The sequence below is a fragment of the Cecembia calidifontis genome, from assembly GCF_004216715.1.
Classification (GTDB): domain Bacteria; phylum Bacteroidota; class Bacteroidia; order Cytophagales; family Cyclobacteriaceae; genus Cecembia_A; species Cecembia_A calidifontis.
On the sequence record NZ_SGXG01000001.1, the window covers coordinates 3,061,691 to 3,084,103 of the forward strand.

A 22,413-nucleotide genomic window follows, 5' to 3' on the forward strand; every position below is an offset into this window, starting at 1 on the left:
CCCCCAAACGTTGGGTTAGCCTATCCACCAATCCTGAGCGAGAATAAGTTTTTCCTTGGATCTGGTGATGCCTGTGTACCACCACCTGGTAAGCTCATGGGGATTCATGACATACATTCCTTTATTCAAAAAGAAATATACTTTTTCCCACTCACCTCCCTGACTTTTGTGGCAGGTTACAGCATAGCCAAAATTAGCCCTTAGACTATTCAGTACGGGGTCTTTCTGCATGGCGGCATAGTAGGTTTCTGTCTTGGGTTTTATTTTTTTGTCACGCATCCTTTGGCTGAAATCAATCATCAGCAAGCGCTGTTGGTCAGTATTCAGGTTACTGTTGCCATTGTGTAGAGGATCTAGACATAGCATGGTCTCATGGGCTTTTCCGGTGAGTCTTGCTTTTACTGTAATATGGATAAAGCTGATACCTTTGATGCTTTCTTCATGCCCCACATCCAATACTTCGACAAAGTCTCCATTGGTGAGTGGAACCAGATAATTATTTTGGGTCACCATTAGTAGGTCACCTTTTTGAAGTGGTCTGTAAGCATTCCCGTACATTCGCATCCTTACTTCAAGGTTGATATGGTGGCAGTTATAATTACTCAAGCTAATGGCAATGGTCTGATCTGAGCCATTTTCTAAGAGGTCTTTGATGTACATTTCCTTCATTTGGTCAAAGCCGGCAAGCTGTATCCACTCACTATTTCTTGCAGGCATTTTTACCCATTTGGTCTTATAGGGCACACTGGTCATTCTTCGGATCTGTGTAGCCAGTTTGAGTACCTCAGAATCTTGCTTTTGTCGAAGGATCTGGGTCATTTCAAAAGAGAAAACTTTTCTGCCTAATTTCCTGAAGAAGTCTTCTGTCAATGCTGGGCTTTCCAAACTTCCTACTGGAGGAAGTTGACATGGATCACCCGCAAAGATTACTTTATTGTTACCCACCAAAGTCATGAAATCGGTCAGTAAATGCCCTGTTCCAAAAGAGGCGAATGAACTGTCATCATTGCGCTCATCACCGATCATGGAGGCTTCATCCACTATGTAGACCTTTTCAGAGGTCTCATCTGGTTTTCGGATCTCGAATAAAAGCCGCATTTGTCCATAATCATTCACATCTGTTTTTTCTTTATCAGGAGGAGCATCTCCGTCTATGTCCTTGAAGTGATAGAGTTCGGAATGTAAAGTTTTGGCAGAAAAACCTGTTTTTGCACTGAGAACCGCAGCTGCCCGACCGGTAGGTGCCAGCAAAGAAAAAGTAATTTCCTTATCATCCAAGTACTGGGCAAGCTGTTGGAGTAGGGTAGTCTTGCCGGTACCTGCATATCCTTTGAGGATAAAAAAGGCATGTTCAGGTTCCTTCAAAAATTCAAGGATATTATCAAAAGCTTCCTGTTGTTGGGGAGTGAGTTGGATATTAGTATTCATGGCCAGTAATGTCTGAATCGGACAAATTCAAATTTGGATATTTTAGTCCCATCGGGGTGCTCTTGTGTGGTGCGGTGGGTGGTAGAGGAAATCACAGTTATTCCATGATTTTTGAGCATTTGAACCAGCTCGAATGAAAAGGTAAGCTCACCCATAAGATGCACTGCTTTTGGATTGATTGCAAGGATTTTTTGTAGGTAATCTGAAGCTAAAGCCTGAATCCCTGCTTCATCCATCATAGGGTCTATTTGTGGGAATGGCATATCTTGGATTTCCCCATATAATTCATTGGCAAGAGATACTTGCTTAGCTGGCCAGGAAGAAGAGGGGTGGTTGGAGAGATTGAGGAGCATTGATTAAGATTTTAAAAGTGTTTCTACTTGAGATATCAATTCTCCAATTCTCTTTTGTAGCGCTTCGGCTTTCATGGGGTTTTTTCTAAGACCAGCGTGATTGATATCATTTCTCGATTCGGTAATGTGGGCAAAAACCGTCCCTAGTTTTTCAAATCTTGTATCCTGAAAAATTCCAGCAAGTTCCACCAAATAATATTCTGTATTCCATTTAACTTTATTTTGAGATTTTTGGTAAATAACATTCAACAATCCCTTATAAAAGTCTCTGTCTTTCAATTCGATAATTGAAACCATTTGAGTTATTTGGTATTTGGCAAGAACAGTTTGAAAATTAACATTTGTTTCAATTTCCTTATTAAATTCAATCATACAGTAGGTTAGTAAGCCTTCCTGTAGCTGAGTGTAAGCTTGTTGAATCAACTTATGTTCCAAACACCATTTGGCACTTTCTAACCAAATCAAATCAGAAGATGTAATTATTGGTGTGGCTTTCCTTTCTATTAACCGAAGTATTTGTTTGAACGGCTTAACAACAATATCCGTATTCTGAACAGAAGTTATCTTTTTTTGAAACAAGGCGAAATCCCTTCCAAGTAAAAAGTTAAGTCTATTGGTTTGTATGTCGGAAGTTAATTCAGATAACTGATCGATTACATACCTTAAATCCTTTGTCGCCAAATCAGAGCCTTTTGTTTCTGCCATTCTGGATTTGATTTTTGATTGACTAGCCTCGTTCAACTCTTTGGTTGAACCGAATTTCACAAAGCTATTTACAGCAGAAGCCCAGGATTGAAATTCCAAAAGCATGTTCAAGTCGATAATAGGGGCATTTCTGTCATCCTCATCCATTGCCTGGACTTCTTGAATTGTTCCCAACTTCTCAAAAGCTCCATAGTGAATCCCTTTTACAGATATGTTCTTAGTCACTTTAAGGTAATTGAGCAAGACCACACCAAGCATGGGAAGAAATCGAAATGCATGGGTGATGTCAAAGATTATCTGGTCCCCCTCCTGTATTTCATCTGCAACAGTTTCAAAAATAGACCAAACTTCCTCTTCAGAGAATCCTTCTTTGATCCGTTTGTGATTGATTTGAAATTGAAATCCCTCTTTTTTGAGTTCTTGAAGCCGTGAGTTTAAACCAATATTAGGAAGGTCAAATCGTTGGGTTCTTTTATTGAATTGACCATTATCCCTAAAATTCATTTGTTCAGCCTTTTCCGTAAGAAACAGTAGGACTTGATCGTTGGAGGAGAAATCTTGACAAAAAAGACGTATAAGGGCCTCCTGAATATATTTTACCTTTTCAACTTTTTGGCCAGGATTTCCTTCCAGGTAATAATTACACTCCTTGTAATCATTTGTGCCTAAAAACGATAAAAATACTTTTCTAGACATAACTTTCAACCATTAAACTTCTCAATCAATAAATTCAATTTTTTCTGAAAATCGGGCTTATGTACAGGATTTGGGGTAAGAATTTGATTATCCTGATATTGCATGAAATCCTGCAATGTGATTAGTTTATCAATTCCCAAATTGGTACGAAGCTGTTCAAGCTGATCTAAACTTTCCTCTACTTCAGGAAGTTCTGCTAAGACTGCAAGATATTTTTTACACTTGAGTCCAAATTTTTGAGTCAATGAAGCCAGTTTATACATAGGAATTTGATATTTATCCTTTGAATATTTCGAACTTGTATAAACCTTACATTCAAAAACATATAGGTCATTTTTAAAAATAAACATCAAGTCAAATTCATTATCATGATTTGAGGAAGTCGCACTTCCAATTTTTTTAAGTCCCACACTACAGCCAATTTGAGAATCGTTCAAGTGAAAAACTCGTTTAAAAAACTGGTAACAGTAGAGTTCAAACCAATTTCCTAGGAGGTAATTTTTGTCAGCATCCTTATACCCAGGTAAATTGGCCTTAGCAATTTCAGGTACATTTCCTGCTCCACCTGCATCAAGCACTTTCCAGAATAGAGTTGTTGGCTTTGGATTCCCTTTGAAATATTGTAAATCTCCAGTGATTTCAAATCCGTAAGCATATAGATATTCATCCAAAGAAAGTTTAATTCCTGGATCCTTCGGTATTTTCAAAACCTGGGGATAAACCTGCTGATAAAAATCAGAATTGATTGGTGCATAAAACATTAAGGCTTTATAGGACTGAAAATGGGAAAATACCATCTGGGACATCAATTTATTTCCCCCTGTTATATTGACCAGAAATGCATCCTCGATTGGAAAATTAAACTTGTTCAATTGATAATGGATGCGGACAACGTCATCAGCATCTATTACTATAGTATGGCAGCACTCTGGGGGAAGCTTTAGGGCTACTTTCAGGTTTTCAGTAGCCTGTTTTTCCTCCATTTCCTGACTGGAAATAAAATAAAAGTGCGAATTAGCCTCTGCAAATTGCCTGATAAATAGCAAATTAGGCACAGCCTGATCGGAGATAATGGAGACGAGGTGGGGCATGGTATTTTTAAATATCTTTAAAAATTTAGGTGTAAAGGAGCCATAGCCGTCCCAAAAAGGACTTCAGGACGGCCGTTTTTAAAATCAATTGATTAGCTTTCTTTAAGAATTTTTTTGGTTTCACTTTCACCTAACCATTTGCAGATCTTTTTGTAGTATTGATTATTCTCCCAGCTGGAATCCTTCCATTTGATTTTTTCCTTTTCGGGTAAAACTGAAAATATTTCTTTCAATTTTCTCTTTAGAATTTCCTGATCTTGTGAGTCTTGAATGGGGCCATTTTTAAACTTGACCTGAAACACCTTCATTGCCTTCTCTAGGCTTTCAAAGGCTCGGGAGTTCAATTTTACGGATTCCAAATTGATGGGATTGCTTAGCTTTTCTTCAAGTCTTGCTTGCTCAATTTCTAGATTTTTTTGTGCTAGCTGATTAAGTTTTTCCAGTTTTAATTGATTACGTTTTTCATTAAGCTTCTCAATCAAAACTTCTTTCTGCTCTAAAATAATCTTTGCTATTTCTCTTTCTACAGATATTCTGTACAGTGAAGTTGGGTCTTCCTTTCCTTTTAGAGCTAAAGATTCAAAATAAGATGATTGTGTAGAATGGAAGATCTTCTTTTGTTCAATTTCTGATATTGATGCTTTACTCGAAATTTTTACGGGATCAACTATTTTAGAAAAATCTTGTAGCGCTAGACCATCCTTTTTGGCCTGATTAAAATCATTAACTCTATTTTCCATATCCAACTTTTGATATTTCAAGATCTTATCCCCTTTTTCGGAAGGTTTGGACATGGAAAATAATTCTTTGACCTGGGGAGAATCTAACCAAGTTATCCCCTTTGGGGCTAAGGCATAGTTCATATAACATTCAAACTCTTTCAAAAGAAAATTCAATTCAGCTTCCTTCTTGTTTTGAATGGAGAATGAAATCTTCCCGTAGCCTAGTGGTTTGGCCATGCCGATGTTGTGATAGAACCCCTCATTTCCATGAAAGGTAAGTGCAGAAATCAACGCTCCTAATTCTTCTTTACGAAGGTTATGGTAAGCAATTTTAAATTTGAATTTGGTCCCTTTCGGTAGGGGGGAGTACTGGCTTGCCACTTCTTCATTTACCTTGCCTTTAATAATGGGAGCGGGATTGGAAATAGGATCGGAATACCTGATAGGATATTTTTTCCAACCTCTGATTCTGCTTTTTTGATTCTTAAAAGTGAAATAGTTTCCGGATATTTTACCTTGTCCGTTCTTGAGTTCTTGTTGAATGTAATTTGGGTAATATGTGGCTTTAGGACCACCCAACACGTCTGTTTTCTGGGGAAGTGGATTAGCTCCTTCTTCTGCAAAAGCATGACTGATCATCACGCGGCCTTTCAGAGAATCAAACTTATTGTTCCCGGTTTTTTTGATGTACCCAAAAAGACAGTCTGCAAAATCAGGATATTGTAAATTTTCCGATTTTTGATAGTTCTGAATGCTTTCTTTTACAGAAAAATTGTAGGTTATTTTATATAAAAAGGCGAGACCCATATCCAGTAGATTACTGGATGATGGAGCTTTATCATAATCCTTGAGACGGAAAAATACAGGAATTGGTTTGCCATTTAAGAGTTGGGCTTTTCTCCATTTCCAGTCGTCTTTTTGCTGCCCTTTGTCATGGTCATAATAGGCATGAAAGAGGTTTCTAATGATTTCATGCGGTTTTCCCTCTTCATCTTTGTCGAGAGAAATTTCAGGATTATTGTAGTTAAAGAATATAAATTCGTATTGTTTCCCCTGATTTTCTTTTTCTTTTCGGACACCTGGTTGACCTGTAAAAACTATCGTGCCTTTTTTCCCTTGACCTGTCTCATCAAGGACATATTTTTCTCTGCCTATACCATCCTCAGGCTCATCCGCAGATTGGTATTTAAATGCATACCCGTCTTTTTTAAATGGAAAAGCTTCATATTTTGCCTTAGCTGATCTTTTTTTGTCTGAATTAATATTCGAGTTCTGATGATAATACTCCGAAATTTTTGTTGCCCCTGAGATTTTATCCAGATTTTTATGCGAAATTCTTCCCGGTCTTCCGCAAGGTGTTAAAAGATATTTCACTCCATCAAATTTTAACCAACCACACTGAACTTCCTTTGAAATATCGCTTTTGGGATAAATGCCATTATTGTTAAAATCCCTCACAGAATATTTTACATCATTGACTTTATCCTCCATTCTTCCAAAGGTCATGACCTCTACAAAGTTTCGAAGCATACCTTTAATGGATGATCCAGGTATAAAATATTTTGATTTGAATTGGTTAAAATCAGAATTTATAATTTCCTTTCCATCTTTGTTTTTTTTTCGGATCTCCCCATTTCTAACGAAAATCGGACTCTCCGCTGTAATTTCAACATTCAATACACCAGACTGGGAATCAATAAATGGCTTATCATGTGATATTGCAGGTCCCCAGTAAGGAGTTACAATATGGTCATTGAGAGGAACAAAATTGTACGGTGCAGTAATCAATGCTGTCCTAAATAATTTACAAGACAGATGTTTAGCTGTGTTTCTGCAATTTCTATTGTGATTTTATCTGTAATCCGGAAATAGAACCCCCTGTTGGCTTTTTTGAGGAGGTTTTTCATGGTCTTCAAAGGGTTTGTCCAGCCACTTTTGCAGCTCTATTTTAACGAATATGTTCAGTCTGATAAATGCAACCAGATTGGACAGATGCCATCCGAATTTAGCGGTTGCCTTCATCACTTTTAGGAGCAGAATGGTGATCAGCGCGGTCCATATCTGGATCATCACGGCATTTTTCGATGTTCCGATAAAGGTTTTGATATGGAGTAACTGCTTGATGTCCCTGAAGAAGATCTCAATCTCCCATCGGCACCGGTAAAGATCACCGATTGTCTTTGCTGACCATTTGAAGTTATTGGTAATCAGTTCGACGGTCTGTCGGTTTTTTTCGTCCCATACAGCCACTCTTCTGAGTTTTCCGGGGTACTTCACTTTTGACTGCGGGTTTACCAGTTCAATTTCTTCGTCTATCAGTACTTCCTGTGCAGTATTTTCAGGGAGTCGACGTTCATTGATTGTGCTGAACTTAAGGTTATCCTTGTGCCTTATGACGAAAAAGACCCCCTTGCTGTCCCAAATGTTGAGCATCGGAAAGTCATTGTAATAGCGGTCCGCCACTATAACGGATCCTTTCTCCAAAGGAATATCATAAGCGCCTTTATTGTCTGCCATACTTCCTTCTGTAATATTCACATAAACAGGGAGTTTCCCGTCATAGTCCAGAAGCGTATGCATCTTTACAGCACCCTTTTTGGTCCTGAAGGTTGCCCAGTCAAACATCGAAAGGCAAAGACTTACCACCGTGGAGTCGAGCAGATAGACGGGAGCCTTGATCCGTAGTTTTACCCTGCTCAGGGACGCCTGCTGTCCTAAATGCTTCAGAAGCCCGTAATACAGCTCCTTGAACAGGTCAGAGTCCCTGCGCTTGTTCTGATAACTGATACTGGACTTGGATGGTGCCTTGGCAATCCCCAGATGGTTGAGGTTCCCCGTGGCCGAACGCAGGCCGTTTGAAATATCCCTTACAGAAGTACTTTTGGCAAAATGGCAAAAAAGCATGGAAACCAAATGCGTCCAGCTGTCAAAGCCTTTGCAGCCCTTGTCCGTTTGCTTCTCTTCAACCAGTTTCTTGAAAATTGAACGCTCGATTTTTTTAATAATCTGAGAAAACAATGTAATATTACTCATGGGAGGTTTATGTTTTTTGGTGCAAACCCAAAATAGCTATTTTGGGCAAAAAACCAGACCTCTCATATTTTATTTAGGACGGTATTGTGCAGTAATCATAGGTTTTTATGGCTAGTAGTGTATTCAAATCCTTCAAAAACAATCCAAGAAGGCCTTAAGACTTCCATTCCTTCGCAGAATTCATCTTTTTCAGCTTTCCAATACTGGATAGCCTTAAATTTTTTTATACCAATATTTTCAAATGGTGCTGAGGCTAAAAAGCTAAAACGCTCAAGTTTATTTTGATCAACATCCCTAAGATTGACCTGATGAATAAGGTATTCCCCATCAATGTTTTTAATATTAATACAAACCCCACCTTCATCAGGGGAATAGAGGTAACCCTCCAGTACAAAAGGTAAGGGAGTAAACATTGAACGCTGAAGAATATCAGGATTAAAAATCCTTGGTTTGGATTCATCCGAATACCAAAGGTAACCTGTGTAGGACTTGCTGTAATCTATATCGTTTGCTGTGATTTTTTTCATTTTAATTTTCCTTTTTTGTTCCAGTGAAAAATCCATGACCTTTTGTAGTCATACCTCCGAGAGGAATTCCACCTTGAATTAAGTCCTCAAGCGTATCTTCCCAAGCTTTTTTAATTTTTGGATCTTCCAAAGCTTCTTTTTTAACAAAAATATTTAAATCGATTGGTTGATCTTTTCCATAAAAAGCTTTCTCTTGAAAAAGCGCGCCATCTATCGCCCCACCAGTAAACCTATCAATCTTTACATGATTGAAGACCTTATCATTTTCTTTTTTGTAGGTGAGATAAACATCCTGTATGATGACATTCCCCTTTCCCGATGATTTTTGTTCTTCTTGTGAATGGTTATTGGCAAACCCAAAAAGAGTCTTAATAGCCAAATTAGATTCTTCGCTTTGGTCTCCAGTTTTAAGAATAATAGCAGCTTCATCTTTGAGCTGATTTTCGAAACAAATCCATGGTTTAGTTTTAAATGGATCAAATTCACGGATTTTGTTTTCGATCTCCATGAAAACCTCATCAGTTGTGTTTACACATAAATTTTCCAAATTGGCCAGGGATTTTAATTCTGAAAGAAGATGCTCTTCATCTATTTTGGCCTGCGGATGATAAAAATCTTTTGGACTCTCGATGTAATCTTCAATCTCTTTACTGAAATTAAATCTTAACCTATGAGCTAATGCTCCTTTAATCGAAGTAGCAGGTATCAGAATATATTCCTCATCTGAGATTTTGGGACAGTGATTAACCCATGAAATAATTTTCTCTCTCTTGGTGATATGGTCTACATCTCCATCTCCGAAACCTGCCCCAAATAGAAAAAAGTCTTTTGCCCTCAGTTGAAGCTCATATTTTTTCCAGCCTATTAAACCCTGAACCTTCTCTATATTAAGTTTTTCTCCATTTGGGATAGGAAAATTAAGAGAAACTGTTTTGGTTAAGTATGCTGACAGATCCGATGTTTCTGTTAGATCAAAAATGCGCTGGAAACTCCTTTCATGGATAATCTTAAATTCACCATAACCTTTTCGGGTTCCAGATCCCAATCTAAAGTCCGGTGTTTCCAATATCCCAAGTAGCTTTTCCCATGAGTTTTGATCTTCTTTAACACCTTTCAGTTCGATTTCAAAAACAAATCGTGTTCCTTTAAACACCAGTTCCTCATCGTATTTAGCACCCTTTTCTGCAGTTCCTTTGCTGTTGATTTTCACATGATCTCTCAAAGGCAAAGCTCTGAATAATGAATAGAAAGGATCTTCGAAATCAATTGTTTGAAGGCCTTCAATTACTCTACCGTCTTTACCCACTAATAATCCGGGGCTTATGACGAGCCTGCTTCCAAACCCATCTTTGGATTCTCTGCCCCTTGAATTTCCAATTCCACTAGTACCGAACAGTTCATTTTCTAATTCTTTGTCGATGGCATGGCGGAGAACTCCCGCAATTGAAGTGCCTGGTAAATAAGGTAAACCATTTCCGTCTTTCGCTACCATGTTATCATTTAGCAATCCAACTTTTCCAGAATTAATTGCAAATGCAGAATGAGCTTCGATGGTTATTTGAGCTAAAAATCTATGCGTGAGTACTTTCATGATTCTTTCTGTTTTGGCATTTCAGTTGATAACTTTTGAATAAAATCCATGGTAAAAGCCTCTCCTTTCTCTTTTTTTAAGTTTTTTATTTTTTCAATGAGGACTGGACCAGCTTTTCTCCATTGATTTTCAGATCTGCCTCTATTGATAAATCCAAATTCTTCTTCAAAGGTCATAGTGAAAAAAGAATCAAAATTTTTGGATTGTTTGGCATAACCACGGATTGTACCCCATTGACTCTTACTTGGCTCTGAAAGTACTTTTTTGTTTACTTCAATAAACTGATCTACTTCCTGTTTGACCTGCCTGTCTAAATCACCTAACAATCTTCTATTTTTAAGGGCAATCAGCAAAGATTCAGAAACATTCCCTACCTCTGGATATAAGAACTGATGTTCCTGAGTTTTTTTTGTTAGGATGGTATCTATCCTTTCAGATTCCTGTGGAAGAAATTGAGGATTAACCAAGACCTGGCCGTATCCCTCTGATCTTGAGACTCCAATTCCCATTGAAAAGAAATTTTCGGGAATTGCTTCATTGATTTTAACAACGAATACAGAACCCTTTTCTATTATTATCCTGTCTGAATCCTTCGATTGTCTTTTTCCGTTCCAGACTGGGTATTTTCGACTCCTAACCTGCGATTTCTCCCAAACGATTTCATTTTTTTCACTCCCTGTTAAATCCTTGGGAGAAGGTGTTGCAGTAAATAGCCCAAATTGGTCAACGAAACACAAGTCAGAAAAAGAATAAATAACAATTTCCTTTCCTGGGTCATGGCGGTAAACTGGTATCTCCGAAATCTCTTTTTCGAATTTGATATCCACAAGGCCATATTCCGCTGATTTAGATCTCCCTATTTGCTTCAATCCTTCAAGTTTTTCCTTAATAATATCTGCATACTGGTCGGTAGAATCATGTATAGTAAAATACAGGTTGAGTCCTTTGGGAAGACTAAAGTATCCGAACATTTGCCCATCTGCCGACTTTCTTTTTACTGAATCAAAGGCTGATTTGAGTTTGAAATTTTGTTCTGGTGTGAAAAGCGTTTTTTCAGACCAGTTAAAATAGCCTCCTCTTGCTTGTTTCGGCTGAATTTCTTTCCCATCCTTATCTATATATTTGGCATTGGGCTTAAGATTCATGGGTAATAGGATCTCCTCTCCTAAAGATTTCCCCTTGGGGAAAAAGAATGCAGCAGGAACTGGGATCATGCTATCACCATTGATCCTGGGATAGGCATTACCAAATGAAACCTTGCCATTATGGAAAATATCCATAGCATGCTGGTTATAAAGTTCTTTCGCTACTATACCCAAAAATTTTGATCCTGGTATATAATCCAAGGATTGGGATTGACCTTCCGTTGCCGCCTTTGAGGAAATAATCAGGTCGGATTCAAGTGTACAGGTATATTGATAGATTTTCATGATTCAAACACTTTAATTTCACATCTTCCTAATCCCCGATTTCTATTAAGACCAAGGTATTTTATCATAGGGGCTGATTTGATGAGCAGTTCATAATATCTGTTCTCAAAATCTGTAATTACTCCATATAAAGTAAGAGGAATGGTCACTTCCATTTGGCGGAGACTTTTATCTTCGGCCACACCTAATTCATCTATTTTGGTTGAAGAAATTACCTCATAAAGAGATTCTGAAAGATCTTGGGAGAGGATCTCTTTTGCATGGAATGAAGATAGCTGCGCATCAGAGAAAAATAGTTTGGAGCCACTACTTTCAGCGTATCCAAAAGATCCAAAGGCTTTCTGAACCATATCCTTATCTAAATAGGTTTCTGATAAGGCCGCTAATTCCTCGGCCGCATGTCTAAAAAGCCCCTTGATGGTTTTGCCAGGAATATAAGGGAGGTTATTACGATCTTTTAGAACAAGACTATCTGCCTTAGTGCCTTCTGAGAGACCTGAGCCGACATGCCAATACCCATAAAATTGAATAGAGAATTTTATTGTTTTCATTGCGGGAAGATTAAAGAGATGAAAGATTGACTACATCAAAAAGATGTGTGTACATCTTGTTGTCACGCTTAAAAGGATACTCATTTTCCAAGTGCAGGTCGGAAATTATATTTTGGTTGTTTCTCTCTTTTAGGTTTTGTTTGATTCTGTCAAACATAAACTTGGCCTGTGTAGGATCATGAGGTATAATGCCCAGCCATTGACGCAGACCTGCCCGAGGAGCAGAAGGTCGCTTGACAGTCTTAATCCAAGAAAGAAGCTCATCTATCGTGCTGTAAGAAGTATTTTTATCAATAAAATAGGGGCCAAAATCGAATCGGATATGGTCATGATCAAGCATTTTATCTACAATGGAAGAATAGTCCTCCACATAGCTTGATTGGACTTTAAAGAAAATCGCTGAAGATGGTATTTTCCCCTCAATCAGATTGGACTTCGAGGTAGTTTTGGCTGCGGCTGTTAAAGACTCGCTCAAATGAACTCCATAATGAAATGGAAAATTTGGTTTCACAAAACTCACTCCAGCACATGCAGTTAGTCCTTTGCCAAGGCCAAGATTTTTGTCTTCTATTTTTAGCCTTTTTTCGAATTCAAGGAACATCGACTTTGTGTTTGCTTCGAATTTTTTGAGGAAGACGTTTGTAAAAGGAATTGCTGCATCCCCTTTAATTATCACGGTTATATCATCTCCCCCCAAAAGAATCGGTCGAATCGGAGGTTCATAGGTCTCAGATTTTGACTCATTCCCAAAAATTTCTTGATAGGCTTCTCTTACAGATTGTTTGGTGGCCAAATCAAGGGTTTTGGAAAACTCCCTGATAACTTCTTTTATGCCATCCCCTTCAATTTTTCTGTAAATCGACATGATATGAGCCCCTAATCCATTGCCATCGGCATGAATTATTCCCAACCAATTATTCCCTGAAGTGAAATCCCCCCATTCTATTGCAAGTTCAGAGTTGTCCTTTATGGCCGTCGCTTTTTTCCTTCCTGTCAAAACCTCCATTAGCTTTGACTCGCTTATTGCTGCACGCTTATGTTTATTTAACTGACCTAAGTCTATTACTTCATCTTTTTCATACTTTACACCTAAACCTCCTGTCCTTCTTGCCGAAGCTCCAATTTTAAATGGATTATAATCACCCAGAATATAGTTAGCTTTGTTTCGCTGTATCCTTAACCGATCTTCTAATTTTTGAAGTGCTTTGCCGTAAGTCTCAAATTCATTGAGGCTTACAACTGCTTGGCTGACAGTAATCCCTGGCGCTTTTAACATCACTTCTTTTGAAAATCCTTTCACGACTTTCTGACAGTCTTCAGCATTGCTAAATTCATATTTAATATTTCCTGCTGCACTCAAAATCAAGTCTCCCTCGTGAAACGGAATTCCATTCTCCTTAAGAAACTCTTTGAAAAAGGTACTGCTCAAATAATCAACCAACTCACTCCCCCCTACAATTTCTTTAAGCTTGTTAGTTTGAAATATAAAATTTTGGATGCCCTGAATACTGGCGCCATATAAATATTTTGTCATATTACGGATTTTTTAGTAATTACCTTTCCTATTGTTCCATAACCAAGACTACTGCTTTTTCCCAATCCAATATCATAGGGCAGAAATACATTGGTTTTAAATTCAAGATCAAATGACAGTACCTTTTGTCCTTTTAACTTGGTCCAGTATTGCCTGTTGATCCTTGTTATGTTTACAGTAACAGTCTTATCAATTTGCCAGTCCAATCCTTTGGCCATAGACAAAATATTACCGATCATGGTTTTTTCGAGAAACCCCAATTGCTCTGCCAAACTTTCAAGAGCAATAAATTTGGGAAAGTTGGCCGAGTTGATAGGCAGCCATTTGTAGATGGAATAGGATAGAGGGTTATCTAATATTTCAAGCTGATAGCTGTTCAGTTTGACTTGATCCACATACAAGGACTTAAAGTCAGAACCGATTCTGATAACACCTTCGTTTTTATGAAAGAAAGCATGGATCTCTTCAACACCTTCTTTGATACAGACCAAACTGGCTCTTTTTCCATCTCTTTTGTATTGAATGACTGGATACTTGTAATGGAATCTGTCATCACTGAGATGATTGTGAAAAATGACATGTTCTCTACCGACAAGATCAATTATAGCTCCCCTGAAAGCAGGAATTTCGTAATCTTTTAATTCAGTATCAAAAACAATTTTTAAAACTTTTATCTTAGGCATATTCGGGTCATTGTGAAAAATTTTAGAGCAAAAATTCCAAGTCTAAATACCTAAACAGAAAAGGCATTTTTGCTTATCATTTTCTTTCAAAATGTCAAACTAATTAATCCATCGAAAAAATGCAAGCTACTGCTGTTCGAAATTGTATAAAAAAATAAAGGATTTATTCTTTTTCATCCCTTGTTTTTGAGCAGAGCACAATCAGTGTTCAAAAAAAAATCTATTCATTTTCAGTCATTTGGATTTGGTAAAAATAAGTTGATGCCCTAACCCATTTTTTTTAAAAAAAATGAGAAAATTTTAAGCTTTTAGGCTGCTTCTGAAATCCAAGATAAAAGTTATAATGAATATTTAAGTTTTAAAATTTAGATATCTACCCTTTTTCTTTCCAAACCATTTTCTTTATATGTACCTTTCCCTCTATACCGGTTCGGACTGTCATTTTTGATTTTCAATCTTCATTATACATTTTACATTACCCTTCCCTGCAACCTGGTCCCTCGCTAAAACCATCCTAAGGGATGGTTTTTTTAACGCTCGGTCCTCCTTGTTTTAGTGGATAGTTTATCCCGATGAGGAACGATATCGGGACAGTACTCTTATGATATTATAATCCTGCGCTGCATGCTGGCCCAAGCCTAAAAATATCCACAGGGACATTTTCCTAACGTCCAGTCCCCCCTGCAACCTGGCCCCTCGCTAAAACCATCCTAAGGGATGGTTTTTTAACGCTCGGTCCTCCTTGTTATAGTGGATAGTTTATCCCGATGAGGAACGATATCGGGACAGTACTCTTATGATATTATAATCCTGCGCTGCATCCTGGCCCAAGCCTAAAAATATCCAAAGGGACATTTTCCTAACGTCCAGTCCCCCCTGCAACCTGGCCCCTCGCTAAAACCATCCTAAGGGATGGTTTTTTAACGCTCGGTCCTCCTTGTTATAGTGGATAGTTTATCCCGATGAGGAACGATATCGGGACAGTACTCTTATGATATTATAATCCTGCGCTGCATGCTGGCCCAGGCCTAAAAATATCCACAGGGACATTTTCCTAACGTCCAGTCCCCCCTGCAACCTGGCCCCTCGCTAAAACCATCCTAAGGGATGGTTTTTTAACGCTCGGTCCTCCTTGTTATAGTGGATAGTTTATCCCGATGAGGAACGATATCGGGACAGTACTCTTATGATATTATAATCCTGCGCTGCATGCTGGCCCAAGCCTAAAAATATCCAAAGGGACATTTTCCTAACGTCCAGTCCCCCCTGCAACCTGGCCCCTCGCTAAAACCATCCTAAGGGATGGTTTTTTAACGCTCGGTCCTCCTTGTTTTAGTGGATGCGGTACTCTGACTGCTTATTACCGTGAGATGATTATGGAGAGATGAGTCTTAATCCTTGTTTTAGTGGATGCGGTACTCTGACCAAAAAGAACAACAATTAACGGCGAAAGCGTTAACAGTCTTAATCCTTGTTTTAGTGGATGCGGTACTCTGACTATTCAAACAACAGACATTTGAAGAAATGGCCCTGAGTCTTAATCCTTGTTTTAGTGGATGCGGTACTCTGACAACAACACTGGATATTATACATCTTGCCGCTTCGGTCTTAATCCTTGTTTTAGTGGATGCGGTACTCTGACTTATTAAGGCAAATCAATTCGTCTTTGGTTGGACAGTCTTAATCCTTGTTTTAGTGGATGCGGTACTCTGACCGTGGGCAAAATTCCGCTTTAATCCTTATTAAGGCAAAGTCTTAATCCTTGTTTTAGTGGATGCGGTACTCTGACTGGTTATGATTGGAGATAGATATATTTCTGATCAGGTCTTAATCCTTGTTTTAGTGGATGCGGTACTCTGACAGCGCAAACAGAACCAGAAAAACTTTGGGAGGCTGTCTTAATCCTTGTTTTAGTGGATGCGGTACTCTGACAACTTCAGGGTATATTAGATGCTTTAAAGCTGGTTGTCTTAATCCTTGTTTTAGTGGATGCGGTACTCTGACACCACAGAGGGTGTTGAGCTACGTCAGCTCGCTTATGTCTTAATCCTTGTTTTAGTGGATGCGGTACTCTGACAATCAGCCCTTATTTTGGTTAAAGCAAACCAGTTTGTGTCTTAATCCTTGTTTTAGTGGATGCGGTACTCTGACAAATCAGCTCTCATCCTGTTGAAACACAACTCACTGTCTTAATCCTTGTTTTAGTGGATGCGGTACTCTGACCATCCTTTTTTAATTCACTTTGTTCCAAAGTGTTGGGTCTTAATCCTTGTTTTAGTGGATGCGGTACTCTGACCGGGTTCAAATTAGTTCCTATTGTGGATGAGAATGGTGTCTTAATCCTTGTTTTAGTGGATGCGGTACTCTGACTCTCTCGATAGAGACACCAGAGATAAAATAAAAACGTCTTAATCCTTGTTTTAGTGGATGCGGTACTCTGACTGCTTAATGAGGAAGGGAAACCTGTCCTTGATGAGTCTTAATCCTTGTTTTAGTGGATGCGGTACTCTGACTTCCAAGACTTTATGGGGTATTCATATCTGGAGCAGTCTTAATCCTTGTTTTAGTGGATGCGGTACTCTGACAGTTAAAAAAAAACTTCAAAAAATGGGAGTTTTGTCTTAATCCTTGTTTTAGTGGATGCGGTACTCTGACAAAATTCTACAACATCATAAAGCTTGCTTATCAAAGTCTTAATCCTTGTTTTAGTGGATGCGGTACTCTGACAAGTAAAGGAATCGTTTTATATTAAATTTCCAACCGTCTTAATCCTTGTTTTAGTGGATGCGGTACTCTGACATATCCAACATGATTCAGCCAGTACAGGTGGTAATGTCTTAATCCTTGTTTTAGTGGATGCGGTACTCTGACTACCTATCAATGTGTTTAAATGGAAAGCGTAAACTTTGTCTTAATCCTTGTTTTAGTGGATGCGGTACTCTGACGGGGCCAAGGGAATTCCGTTGAATGAAGATCAGTTAAGTCTTAATCCTTGTTTTAGTGGATGCGGTACTCTGACACGGTAGCACCAAACTCAAGCTGTCCTTTAACAAAGGTCTTAATCCTTGTTTTAGTGGATGCGGTACTCTGACTTAAGCTTTAGTTATAAGTTAGAGCTCTGAAAGTCTAGTCTTAATCCTTGTTTTAGTGGATGCGGTACTCTGACACGGTAGCACCAAACTCAAGCTGTCCTTTAACAAAGGTCTTAATCCTTGTTTTAGTGGATGCGGTACTCTGACTTAAGCTTTAGTTATAAGTTAGAGCTCTGAAAGTCTAGTCTTAATCCTTGTTTTAGTGGATGCGGTACTCTGACTGTTAGAGAACATGAAACAATAAATGCGCGCCATCGTCTTAATCCTTGTTTTAGTGGATGCGGTACTCTGACCAGATGGGTATCGTATAAAATTACCCCGCTAAGAGAGTCTTAATCCTTGTTTTAGTGGATGCGGTACTCTGACCCATGAAAATACAAAAAATAGCAGAATTTATTTAGTCTTAATCCTTGTTTTAGTGGATGCGGTACTCTGACAAAGGATTTTAGAACTTTTAAAGGAGGGGAAATAGTCTTAATCCTTGTTTTAGTGGATGCGGTACTCTGACAACTTAACAGGTCAAACAATGATATTTGGGGAACGGTCTTAATCCTTGTTTTAGTGGATGCGGTACTCTGACACCATATTTGGGTTGAGTACCCTAAAACATACAAGTCTTAATCCTTGTTTTAGTGGATGCGGTACTCTGACAGCCAACTCCATTTTTGATTGATTTTCAGTGCATTGCAATTGAAAATGATATCGAAAATATTTAGTTTTATGAAAATAACTTCCATCTTAGCTGTCAGTAGACCTCTAAATTAATGCAACAAAGGACCATTTCCAATAGACGAATTCAAAAAGAACTGTTGCTTTTTTAGTAATTAAAAGATTCAGTCAAAAAAGTAAGCCAAAAAAATCAATCATTGCCATTTAAAAATGAGATCAAAAACTCACCCAAAAAAACTTAAATGATTTTCCTTCTTCCACTTGAAGTCAATTGAATGACCTTATCATAATCTCCTCCCAGCAAGCCCTTCTCCTTTAACATCCTGTCCTTTTGTTCTTTGTAAAACGCCAAACGTTGCTGGCCGTACTCCTCTTCCGCCGCCAGGAATTGTTCATAAAGAGTTTCGGAGGCACTGATTTTATACAGGATAAAGTAGGACTCCAACAGAAAGACAAAGCCAAAGAAAAAAATATAGAATCCAATGGTAAACCTGTCCTTCAATATAAAATCATGGAGATCTTTAACTTGACTCATCAGGGCATCACCTCTCTTTTGGATCTTTTCCTCGGAATAAACTATGGCCTTCTGCTCCAAACTGTCCAGTGCTGCTTGCCTTTGTAATCTCACTCTTTCCAATTCCTCACCCGCCTTTAGCTGTTCTCCTTCTTTGGCTTCAGCGACCTTTCCTTTTCCATACATGCCGGTACCTCCACTGCCATCCAACTCTTTTAAATAGGCCTCTGAAAGCTGCTCATATCGCTTCTCCGCTTTCAATAAAGACTCATCTAACCGGGCAAGCTCCAGCCCATGGGTTTCCTTATATTTCAAAATCTCCTCCTGCCTCAACCTTTTTTCTTCAGATTGTCTAAACTCTTCCAAGTCCCCACTGAATAGCATCAGGTCAATGGCCAGAGAACCTAAAACTGTAGATATAAATGCAAAGCATAGCCGAAGCCCGGGCATCAAATACCCTTTCTGTCTTTTTGGTGTGGCCACAAAACTTCTGTCTACAATAAATATGATGAGCCCAAGCACAATCGCTATCCCAATGCTGACACCTAGTCCTTTCCCCAGCATAACCCGGCTCAAATAAAAACCTGAAACTGTCCATAATATTAGTGGAATAAACATTAGCGTGCCCATTGTCACTATCTTTTGCCTGCTGGAGGTAGGCTGATGCAATACGGTCTTGTAATCATAACCAAATAGGGCGGAACTTATTTTTAATAGCGTTGTCATGATTAAATCAATTTAAAGTGTTTGAACATTTTTTCTTCTTCTGTATAAAAGGTGAAGCCTTCAATGAATCCTGCTTTGTAACACCTTACCGAATACTCGATATATCCCTCTCCTGTAGCTGCGAGGTCTTTTTGTAGGTACATTTCCTGTTTTTTCTGCCCATAATAGTCCATACTGATCCTATATCTGGAATAAAGTTCAGGTGCCTCTTCTTTCATGCGCTCTGTCAAATGGGGCTTAAGTGCTTCCATCGCCAAATCCAAATCCTGAATTATTTTATCATAGGCCAACCTAAAGTCGGAAATTATAATTTCTACCTGCTTATCCATCCTGCCCAAATCCTTCAGATGATATCCATCTTTATGTCCCATAGCATGGTAATCCCTGTCCAAGAGCCTATCCAATAAGGATCTTTCTGACTGGGGCTCAACTTTCGTTTTTTCTCCCTCTATAAATTTGGGGTCCCTCTCCTCAATAAAGAGGTCCCTTGGAATCAATTCCTTTTCCATTTCAGGAGCTGTAGGGCTAATGATTGGCTCTGTTCTTTTTCCGAATAATTTGCTGAAGAATGTCATAACTTTAGTAGGTTTAATAGTTTTGGATATATTTTTAGATGTCTTTAATAGGTACCGGATACAACCGGTGGCCCTCCTTGTGGCATTTATCACATACAGTTATCAAATAGATTTCCTCATAATCCCAGGGTTTTTTCCATTCACCGGTTTTCTTGTCTCTATGGTATTGTCTGTGGTGTACATGAAGCCCTTCCTCTTTTCCACAGCACCTGCAGGCAAAGCCATCCCGTTTAAGGATTTTTTTCCGGAGCGCAAGCCATTGAGGATCCCATAATCTTTGTCTGTATTTTTCAATTTCCTGTGTTTTTGCGCTTGTGATACTTGATGTCGTCATAGTCACCTCCTTAATTATTTTGCAAACTTACCTTCATTGTGGGAAGTGGATGTTCCCACTTTGTTTTACTTTTAATTGGTTCTCGAAGAGATGGGTAAATGTTCCTGGTTGTAAACACTCAATCTCTTGGACTTCTTTCTGATCCTTTTAAGTCCTTTATCACTTCTGTAGCAAGTGACCACCTCTTTGTACTGCTTATCCGTAATGACCAGCAGTTTTTGAAGTGCCTTTTGTTCATCAGGGCTGAATTTTTCCATTTGGGTCTTAGGGATAAATATGAATTTCAGTCCTTGTTTGTGAATCACCTTTCCATATTGGATAACTGTTGCAACGGAGATTATGGAAATTCCCCTTTGGGAAGCACGGCATCTGGCATGCTTTGTAAATTGGATTTGTGAGATAGTCATAGTTCTTTTGTTTTGCGCTGTTTTTTGATTTTGATACAAAACAAAAGGCCAAGTGGGAAGTCTATCTTCCTACTTGGCCTGCCTCAAAAGAAAAAATTATGCTTTAATAGTTTGCAACCATATCCATAATTATGGTTTTGATTTTATTCTTTACTTTTTCGGGAGATACCACTCTGATTCTGCTTCCATGCGATAAGAGCAAGGCATAAAACTCGTAATTGGTTTTTACCCTGATCTGAATTGAAAACCAGTTTTCATCAGTGGTGGGTTTTGCCGGCTTCTGACTTCCGTGTAGGGGCTTGCTTTCAATATAGGGCAAAAGAGATTTCTCAACTTCCAAAAAGATAGTTTGTACGCTTTCATGGGAATAATTGGTGACTCCAATGATATCTTCAAAAAATTCTGAAGCTTTTTCTCCAGGGTAGGGGATAAAGGAATGGGAACCAGGATCAATTTGAACTATTCTGTCCAAGGCCAAATTAGTAAGAAACTGATTAACACTTGTTTTACATAAAACAAACCAACGCCTATTGAATTGTTTCAATAAATAGGGTGATATCAAATGCTCTTCTTCTGCTTGGCCAAAAGGCCTGTACAAAACCTTTAAGGGTTGTTTTTGGTCAATGGCTTTATATAAAGGATTGATCCATTCCGATCCGGCAAAATATTCTTCATGCTCAAACCTTATTACCTCACTATGTGTAGGGTTTAAACCGTGAAGCGTTTCAATTCTTGCAGAAAATTCATCAATCCATTCTGATTGCGGAAGCCCTTTGAACCTTTGCAATATGTAAAGCGCATTTTTAAGGTTTTCAGCATCTTTGTCATTAAGGGGTTTGTTCGATATAGAAAAATCAGGGTTAGCATATCTGAAATAATGTTTTTTTGAACCGGGAATTTTCTCACTGATAATTTCTGCCTCAAATCCCGCATCACTTTCCATAAAGGCCAAATCATTTCGGATCTGCTTGATACTTATTCTTGGCCTCTCAATTTCATCTATCTTGAAAATGGCTTTCGAACATTTTTCTGCTAAGTCATAAATGGTGTAATAGCGGGATGTATCTCTCAGACACTTGTCTAGCTCCCTATATCTGACATCTGCAAATCTGTTTTTAGGCATATAAATAAATTTTTTTTGTCCAGAAATCACTGTCCTTTCAACTGTTCCTCCCAAATTCCCGAAATACCTTCCTGACCTTTTTAAATTCTTCCCACCATGTAGCAAACTCTTTTCTATAGATGCCCGGAATCTCCTCAATTTGAGCATAGGTTTTACCTTATAAGGGCGAGTTGGAGGATTTTTTAGGTCTTTAGTCATTTATAATGCTCCCCTGTCCAAATATATTTTTATTTTTTTAAGTTGACCGTTAATGATTCTTTTGAATTTGCACTGTAAGTCAAGTCAATTAAAGTTTTATCAGTTAGATATTGAAATGGAAAATCCACAGTAACTACCAGTTCATTGTTTTCACTTTCAGAATTAATTACCTGTCCAAACCATCCCAAATTATGCCTTCCACCAGAAAAATTAAGTTCATATATTCCAGATGTTTCTTTAATACTGCTTTTTATTAGTTGTAAGGCCTTTATCAAACTGCTTTTTCCAAAACTGTTAGTTCCTGTTAATATTGTGATTGGAGCCAAATCAAAAACTGTCTTATCCTTGAATAACCTGAAATATTCTAACCCTATTGTTTTTATGTATGCCATATGATTTTAAGCGTTGAATTTTTAGTTTTCTTGTAAAAA

Annotated in this window: 18 protein-coding genes and 1 CRISPR repeat array; all 18 genes read right to left on the reverse strand. The window is 38.3% G+C overall.

The genetic code is table 11. The annotated features are described in order from the left end of the window. Positions 1-15: 15 nt before the first annotated feature. The 18 genes from BC751_RS13240 to BC751_RS13325 all read right to left on the reverse strand — a co-directional run bounded on the left by BC751_RS13240 (position 16) and on the right by BC751_RS13325 (position 22,374). Positions 16-1,428, reverse strand: coding sequence for an ATP-dependent DNA helicase (locus tag BC751_RS13240; protein WP_130275953.1), 1,413 nt, complete (start codon positions 1,426-1,428; stop codon positions 16-18). Beyond that, positions 1,425-1,781: a CRISPR-associated protein gene (locus tag BC751_RS13245; RefSeq protein WP_130275954.1), complete on the reverse strand. Its 357-nt coding sequence runs from the start codon at positions 1,779-1,781 to the stop codon at positions 1,425-1,427. The genes BC751_RS13240 and BC751_RS13245 overlap by 4 nt, the downstream gene beginning before the upstream one ends. A gap of 3 nt (positions 1,782-1,784) precedes the next feature. After that, positions 1,785-3,182, reverse strand: a complete 1,398-nt coding sequence (gene csx2 / locus BC751_RS13250) for a TIGR02221 family CRISPR-associated protein (protein WP_130275955.1) — start codon at positions 3,180-3,182, stop codon at positions 1,785-1,787. Positions 3,183-3,187: 5 nt separating this feature from the next. Continuing rightward, positions 3,188-4,273 carry a Card1-like endonuclease domain-containing protein gene (locus BC751_RS13255; protein ID WP_130275956.1) on the reverse strand — a complete coding sequence of 362 codons (1,086 nt, stop codon included), beginning with the start codon at positions 4,271-4,273 and terminating at the stop codon, positions 3,188-3,190. Between the two features lie 92 nt (positions 4,274-4,365). Further along, positions 4,366-6,783, reverse strand: a complete 2,418-nt coding sequence (locus tag BC751_RS13260) for a TIGR03986 family type III CRISPR-associated RAMP protein (protein ID WP_165389838.1) — start codon at positions 6,781-6,783, stop codon at positions 4,366-4,368. A 63-nt stretch (positions 6,784-6,846) separates the two neighbouring features. Then, the gene (locus BC751_RS13265; RefSeq protein ID WP_130273808.1) at positions 6,847-8,028 is read right to left on the reverse strand and encodes an IS4 family transposase; all 1,182 of its coding nucleotides are present in this window, start codon (positions 8,026-8,028) and stop codon (positions 6,847-6,849) included. Between the two features lie 95 nt (positions 8,029-8,123). Continuing rightward, positions 8,124-8,555: a TIGR04423 family type III CRISPR-associated protein gene (locus tag BC751_RS13270; RefSeq protein WP_165389839.1), complete on the reverse strand. Its 432-nt coding sequence runs from the start codon at positions 8,553-8,555 to the stop codon at positions 8,124-8,126. A 1-nt stretch (position 8,556) separates the two neighbouring features. Beyond that, the gene (locus BC751_RS13275) at positions 8,557-10,146 is read right to left on the reverse strand and encodes an RAMP superfamily CRISPR-associated protein (RefSeq protein WP_130275959.1); all 1,590 of its coding nucleotides are present in this window, start codon (positions 10,144-10,146) and stop codon (positions 8,557-8,559) included. Continuing rightward, on the reverse strand, positions 10,143-11,576 hold the full coding sequence (locus BC751_RS13280; protein WP_130275960.1) for a hypothetical protein: 1,434 nt from the start codon (positions 11,574-11,576) through the stop codon (positions 10,143-10,145). The genes BC751_RS13275 and BC751_RS13280 overlap by 4 nt, the downstream gene beginning before the upstream one ends. Beyond that, complete coding sequence (locus BC751_RS13285; protein ID WP_130275961.1) at positions 11,573-12,127, reverse strand: RAMP superfamily CRISPR-associated protein; 555 nt, start codon at positions 12,125-12,127, stop codon at positions 11,573-11,575. Before BC751_RS13285 ends, BC751_RS13280 begins: the two co-directional genes overlap by 4 nt. Positions 12,128-12,137: 10 nt before the next feature. Next, positions 12,138-13,661: a Cas10/Cmr2 second palm domain-containing protein gene (locus BC751_RS13290; RefSeq protein ID WP_130275962.1), complete on the reverse strand. Its 1,524-nt coding sequence runs from the start codon at positions 13,659-13,661 to the stop codon at positions 12,138-12,140. Beyond that, the gene (locus BC751_RS13295; protein ID WP_130275963.1) at positions 13,658-14,344 is read right to left on the reverse strand and encodes a CRISPR-associated endonuclease Cas6; all 687 of its coding nucleotides are present in this window, start codon (positions 14,342-14,344) and stop codon (positions 13,658-13,660) included. Before BC751_RS13295 ends, BC751_RS13290 begins: the two co-directional genes overlap by 4 nt. Positions 14,345-15,661: 1,317 nt before the next feature. Continuing rightward, positions 15,662-18,087: direct repeats of the CRISPR family, unit length 37 nt; unit sequence GTCTTAATCCTTGTTTTAGTGGATGCGGTACTCTGAC. Positions 18,088-18,343: 256 nt separating this feature from the next. Beyond that, a complete protein-coding gene (locus tag BC751_RS13300) occupies positions 18,344-19,345 on the reverse strand; it encodes a DUF4407 domain-containing protein (protein WP_130275964.1) in 1,002 nt (333 codons plus the stop codon). 2 nt (positions 19,346-19,347) lie between these two features. After that, the gene (locus tag BC751_RS13305) at positions 19,348-19,920 is read right to left on the reverse strand and encodes a hypothetical protein (RefSeq protein ID WP_130275965.1); all 573 of its coding nucleotides are present in this window, start codon (positions 19,918-19,920) and stop codon (positions 19,348-19,350) included. A 102-nt stretch (positions 19,921-20,022) separates the two neighbouring features. Continuing rightward, on the reverse strand, positions 20,023-20,214 hold the full coding sequence (locus BC751_RS21940; protein ID WP_165389840.1) for a hypothetical protein: 192 nt from the start codon (positions 20,212-20,214) through the stop codon (positions 20,023-20,025). 111 nt (positions 20,215-20,325) lie between these two features. Continuing rightward, on the reverse strand, positions 20,326-20,661 hold the full coding sequence (locus BC751_RS13315) for a DUF4258 domain-containing protein (protein WP_130275967.1): 336 nt from the start codon (positions 20,659-20,661) through the stop codon (positions 20,326-20,328). 103 nt (positions 20,662-20,764) lie between these two features. Continuing rightward, entirely contained in the window at positions 20,765-21,784 is a 1,020-nt protein-coding gene (locus BC751_RS13320; RefSeq protein WP_207226884.1) for a helix-turn-helix transcriptional regulator, read from the reverse strand. 227 nt (positions 21,785-22,011) lie between these two features. Continuing rightward, positions 22,012-22,374 carry an AAA family ATPase gene (locus BC751_RS13325; RefSeq protein ID WP_130275969.1) on the reverse strand — a complete coding sequence of 121 codons (363 nt, stop codon included), beginning with the start codon at positions 22,372-22,374 and terminating at the stop codon, positions 22,012-22,014. Positions 22,375-22,413: the final 39 nt, after the last annotated feature.